The sequence below is a fragment of the Zongyangia sp. genome (genome assembly GCF_965361945.1).
The window spans coordinates 1-5,339 of sequence record NZ_CBDTOK010000077.1 but is presented as its reverse complement, the minus strand read 5'-3'; the positions used below and the strand labels follow the sequence as shown (position 1 = coordinate 5,339).

The 5,339-nt window shown below is 59.4% G+C and carries 6 protein-coding genes; all 6 read left to right on the top strand.

Annotation, left to right across the window (positions count from 1 at the left end; translation table 11 throughout):
- Nucleotides 1-420, top strand: a 420-nt coding sequence (locus ACZ25G_RS05050) for a CBS domain-containing protein (RefSeq protein ID WP_463681753.1), incomplete at its 5' end; no start/stop codon positions are given.
- Between the two features lie 308 nt (nt 421-728).
- The gene (locus ACZ25G_RS05045; protein WP_463681752.1) at nt 729-1,778 is read left to right on the top strand and encodes a lipid II:glycine glycyltransferase FemX; all 1,050 of its coding nucleotides are present in this window, start codon (nt 729-731) and stop codon (nt 1,776-1,778) included.
- Between the two features lie 57 nt (nt 1,779-1,835).
- Complete coding sequence (locus ACZ25G_RS05040; RefSeq protein WP_463681751.1) at nt 1,836-3,185, top strand: aminotransferase class I/II-fold pyridoxal phosphate-dependent enzyme; 1,350 nt, start codon at nt 1,836-1,838, stop codon at nt 3,183-3,185.
- Nucleotides 3,186-3,244: 59 nt separating this feature from the next.
- Entirely contained in the window at nt 3,245-3,568 is a 324-nt protein-coding gene (locus tag ACZ25G_RS05035; RefSeq protein ID WP_191482680.1) for a cyclic-di-AMP receptor, read from the top strand.
- A gap of 41 nt (nt 3,569-3,609) precedes the next feature.
- Nucleotides 3,610-4,533 carry a DNA polymerase III subunit gene (locus ACZ25G_RS05030; RefSeq protein WP_463681750.1) on the top strand — a complete coding sequence of 308 codons (924 nt, stop codon included), beginning with the start codon at nt 3,610-3,612 and terminating at the stop codon, nt 4,531-4,533.
- A gap of 45 nt (nt 4,534-4,578) precedes the next feature.
- A partial coding sequence (locus ACZ25G_RS05025; RefSeq protein WP_463681749.1) for a PSP1 domain-containing protein occupies nt 4,579-5,339 on the top strand: 761 nt, incomplete at its 3' end.

The window sequence follows — 5,339 nt, the reverse complement described above, 5'->3', positions numbered from 1 at the left end:
GTGGTGACGGCAGCGCCGTCGGAAACCTTACGCAGCCTGAGCAAAAAGATGGATGACAGCGGCGTTGGAGCCATCCCCATTGTGGAGAGAGACAGGCTCCAGGGCATCGTCACCGACCGGGATATTGTGGTGCGCTGTCTTTCCCGGAACAAGGATCCCGGCAAGATGACCGCCGGGGAGATCATGTCCACCCAGGTGACCTGCGTCACCCCGGAGCGGACTGTCACCGAGGCGGCTGCGCTCATGGGTGCGGCCCAGGTCCGCCGGCTGCCGGTACTGCGCGGTAGCAAGGTGGCGGGGATGGTCTCTTTAGGGGACATTGCCAAGGTGAAGACCGACAGCGAGGTGGCCCGGGCCGTCTATAACATCTCCCAGCCGCCGCCCGCCTGCCCGGCGGGGGAAGCCGCGCCCCAGGCTTAGTTTATAACACTGCCGCGACGCCCGCGCCCCGTCTCGATTAACGCAGGAGAGCGATCTGCCGCCTGCCGGCGGGGGAAGCCGCGCCCCAGGTTTAGTTTATAACCCTGCCCCGTTGCCCGCGCTTTTGTTGCCCGTTGCGCCGCCGCGCAAAGTCCTCCGCCGGAAGGTGGTGGGGGAGGGGAAAATGTGGTATAATAGCTGTAAGTTGGCAATGAGACCGAGTTCTATGGCCCGCTTAGGGGCCGGCCATGCCATCAGTTTCAGAAAAACAGACTTCATCCAGTCATAAGAATTTGGAGTGACCGCTTGTGGAAATATTAGCACAGTCAAAATATAAAGAATACGAAGAATTTGCAGAGCAGCATCCCCAGGGATGCTTTACCCAATCGGTTTTTTGGCCCAAGGTCAAGAACAATTGGGATCATGCCGTCGTTGTCTCCCGGGACAGTGAGGGGAAGATCCGGGGAGGGATGCTGGTGCTCATCCAGAAGATCCCCTTTATTGGCACCACCTTTCTCTACGCGCCCCGAGGGCCCGTGTGCGACCTCCACGACCGGGAGGTGCTCTCCGATCTGGTGGAAGGGGTCAAGGTATTGGCCAAACAGCGCCGGGCCCATGCCTTCAAGATGGATCCGGATGTGCTGATCTCGGATACCGAGTTTATCGATCTGTGCAAAAGCCTGGGCTTTACCCATTTTACCGGCGGCGAGAACTTTGAAACCATCCAGGCCCGGTTTAACTACCGCCTCTATTTGGGCGGCCGCACCGAAGAGGAGCTGTTCATGAACCTGCACAGCAAAACCCGCTACAATGTGCGGGTGGCCTTAAAGCACGGCGTAGAGGTCAAGGTGGTAGGCAAGGAATATTTAGACGACTTCATCCGGCTGATGCGGGTCACAGGGGAGCGGGACGGCTTTAACGTCCGGCCCCGAGCCTATTTTGAGCGGATGCTGGATGCTTTGGGGGAACATGCCCGGCTCTATATGGCCTTTTATCAGGGCAAGGCCATCAGCGGCGCCCTGACCACCCAATACGCGGGAAAAACCTGCTATGTCTACGGCGCGTCGGATAATGAAAACCGCAACGTCATGCCCAACTACCTGATCCAGTGGGAGATGATTAAATGGGCGGTGGAGGGCGGCTGCACCGTCTACGACTTCCAGGGGGTCTCTGGAAACCTGGACGAGTCCAGCCATCTGTACGGCCTTTATCGGTTTAAAAAGGGCTTTAACGGGCAGCTGGATGAGCTGGCCGGGGAGTTTGATCTGGTCTTTAAGCCCTTTGCCTATAAATTTGTGGACTTTGCCATCGACGCCAAGGAAAAGCTGAGCGCCATCAAGAGAAAGCTGAAACATTAACCACGCTGGAGGGCGGCCCTTCTGGGCAGCTCTCCCTTTTTGATAGGAGGGGAAAGGGTGGATACACCGATCCAGAAGATGCTGGAAGACTACATCCGGGAGGGCATGGCGCGGATGCACATGCCGGGCCACAAGGGGATTCTGCCGGAGCCCTTGGCGGGCGCGGCGGCCTACGACATCACCGAAATCCAGGGGGCCGACAGCCTGTTTGAGTGTGATGGGGTGATCCGCCGGTGCGAGGAGGCGTTTGCCCGCCGCTACGGCGCGAAAGAGAGCCTCATCTCCTGCGGAGGCTCCACCCTCTGCATCCAAGCCATGCTGGCCCTGGCGGCGGGACCGGGGGAGAAGGTCCTCTTCTTCCGCAACATCCACAAGGCGGCGCTGGACGCCATGATCCTGCTGGATATCCGCCCGGTGTGGCTTTTCCCCCAGGACTCCGGCGGGGAGATCGGCTGTATTACCCCCCAGGAGGTGGCCCAGTCCCTGAGCCGGGACCGGGAAATCCAGGCGGTGTATATCACCTCCCCTGACTATTACGGGCAGATCCACGACATCGGCGGCATCGCCAGAGCCTGCCATGAGGCTGGGGTGCCCCTTCTTGTGGATAACGCCCACGGCGCCCATCTGAAGTTTTTGGAGGAGGATCTTCACCCCATGACCCTGGGGGCGGACCTTTGCTGCGACTCCTTGCACAAGACCCTGCCCGCCCTGACCGGCAGCGCCCTGCTCCACATGGGGCCGGGCAGCCGCTTTACCTGGGCGGCGGCCAAGGAGGCCATGGGCCTGTTCGGCTCCACCAGCCCCAGCTATCTCATGATGCTTTCCATGGATATGCTCACCGGCCGCTTTGCCGAAATCCAGGCCGGAACCCGCCGGGCCGCGGAAAGCTGCGCCGCCCTGCGGGCTCTGGCGGCATACAAGGGCCTTGACCCCATGGGGGACGATCCTATGAAGCTGACCCTTCGGCCCAAAGTCCTGGGCCGCACCGGCACAGAGTTTGCCGGCCGGCTGCGGGAGGAAGGGATTGAGTGCGAATTTGCCGATGAGGGTCATGTGGTGCTCATGCCCTCCATGCAGACGCCGGAGGAGGATTTTATCCGGCTGCGGGAGGCCATCCTCTTAAGCTGCCGGGGGGTGTCCTGGCAAAGCGGGGAAGGCAAGCTCCCGGCCGGACAGACAGAGTCCCTTGCCGGCGGCCGGCCCCGGCAGGCCATGAGCCCCCGGCAGGCATACTTTGCCCCGAAAGAGCATATTCCTGTGACACAGGCGGAAGGAAGAATCTATGGCGATATCCGCTGGCCCTGCCCGCCGGCGGTACCGGCGATCATGCCGGGGGAGGTTTTGGACAAAAGACTGTGCAAAATTTTCGCAGCGTCTGGAAAAACACAGGTAAAAGTGGTAAAATAAAGATGGATTTATCTAAGATGGCAGGCTGTTTTGCGGCCTGTGTTGAGGAGGTATGACTGATGAAACTCATTTTTGCGATTGTGGGAAGCGAAGACAGCGGCAAGGTATCCTCCGCCCTGACCAAAGCGGGATTTTCCGTGACCAAGCTGGCCACCACCGGCGGCTTTTTGATGTCGGGGAATACCACCTTCCTCATCGGTACCGAGGACGACAAGGTGGATGAGGTCATCGCTGTCATTGGCAAGCACAGCAAGAAGCGGACCCAGATGGTACCTGCGTCTTCTTCCTATGGAGTGGGACTTTATTCCTCCTTCCCGGTGGAGGTCACCATCGGCGGCGCCACCATCTTTGTCACCAATATTGAGAGGTTTGAAAAACTGTAATGCCCGTGGAACATGAGCTTTTTTTCGCCAATCAGAGACTTTTGCAAACGCTCGCTGGCCTGTGCGCTGACGGGCGTTTGTCTCATGCCCTGCTGCTGGAGGGGGAAAACGGCCTGGGCAAGCGCCGGCTGGCCCGGATTATCGCGGCCATGGCCCTGTGCAAGGAGCGGCCCGGCGGCTGCTTTCGGTGTGACAGCTGCAAAAACATCCTGGCGGATAACCATCCCGACGTGGAGATTTACGGCGGGGCTGGCGGCACTGGGAGCTTTCACATTGAGGATATCCGGCGGCTGCGCCAGCATGCCGGGATATTGCCCAACCAAGCGGACAAGCGGGTGTTCATTCTGGAAAACTGCGAGAATATGACCACAGCGGCCCAGAACGCCCTGCTCAAGGTGCTGGAGGAGCCGCCCTCCTACGTCATGTTTATCCTGACGGCGCAAAACCGCAATGCCCTGCTCTCCACCATCCTGTCCCGGGTGATCTGTTTTCACCTGGAGGAGCTCTCTAAAGAGGAGTTTGCCAGAGCCCTCCCCCAGATGGCGCCCACAGCGGCGGGGGAGGTCGACCGGCTCTACCGGGCCAGCGGAGGCAACCTAGGCCTCGCCATCCAGATGGCAGGGGATGAGCGGGTGCAAAAGCAGGCGGAGTGCGCCCAGCGGCTGCTGTTGGCGCTAAGGAACCGGGACGAGATGGAGATGCTCTCCATTTGCGCCGGCTTCGAGCGGGATAAGGAGGGCTTTCTGGCCTGTTTGGGGCATCTACGCCGGACCTTGACCACCGCCATGGAGGGCCGCCTTCGGGAGGACAGCCAGGCGGAGGAGGTGCTGGAGGGCCTTTCCACAGCCCGTGTCATGGAGGTAACCGACCTCATTGACAGCACCGTTCTGGCCCTGCGGCGCAACCAGAACTTCAGTTTGACAACCACCCTCTTTTGTGCTAGTTTAAATAATATCTGTAACTAAAAAACTACCGCCGGGGATTCCGGCGGTTGGCGATAGGAGTTTTTCATGATCGAGGTAATCGGAGTACGTTTTAAAAGCGTGGGCAAGGTCTATTACTTTGACCCCAATGGTGTCCAGATTCCAAAGGGGCAGTCGGTGATTGTGGAGACGGCCCGGGGCATTGAGTGCGGCGAGGTGGCCATGGGCAACCGGGCGGTGGACGAGGAGGAAATCGTCAAGCCGCTGAAAAAGGTGATCCGGGTGGCTACGGAGGAGGACCTGCGGCATGTGGAGGACAACCACAAGAAGGAATCCTCCGCGTTCCAGATTTGCTTGGAGAAAATCGCCAAGCACAAGCTGCAGATGAAGCTGGTGGACGTAGAATACACCTTTGATAACAATAAGATCCTTTTTTACTTTACCGCCGACGGACGGGTGGATTTCCGGGAATTGGTCAAGGACCTGGCGTCGGTGTTCCGCACCCGCATCGAGCTGCGGCAGATCGGCGTGCGGGATGAGGCCAAGATGATGGGCGGCTTGGGAGTTTGCGGAAAACCCTTCTGCTGCTCCACCTTTTTAGGGGAGTTTCAGCCGGTCTCCATCAAGATGGCCAAGGAGCAGGGCCTTTCCCTCAATCCCACCAAGATTTCGGGGACCTGCGGACGGCTGATGTGCTGCCTGAAATATGAGCAGGCGGCCTATGAGGATCTGCTCCACAGCACTCCCAAGGTGGGAGCCTATGTCCAGACCGAGGAGGGACGGGGTACCGTCATCGAGGTCAATCTTCTGACCGGGCTTTTGAAGGTGCGGTTGGATAAGGCCAAGGA

Coding starts and splice junctions, on each gene's coding strand:
- ACZ25G_RS05035 (WP_191482680.1), top strand. CDS start 3,245: ATGAAACTCATTTTTGCGATTGTGGGAAGCGAAGACAGCGGCAAGGTA.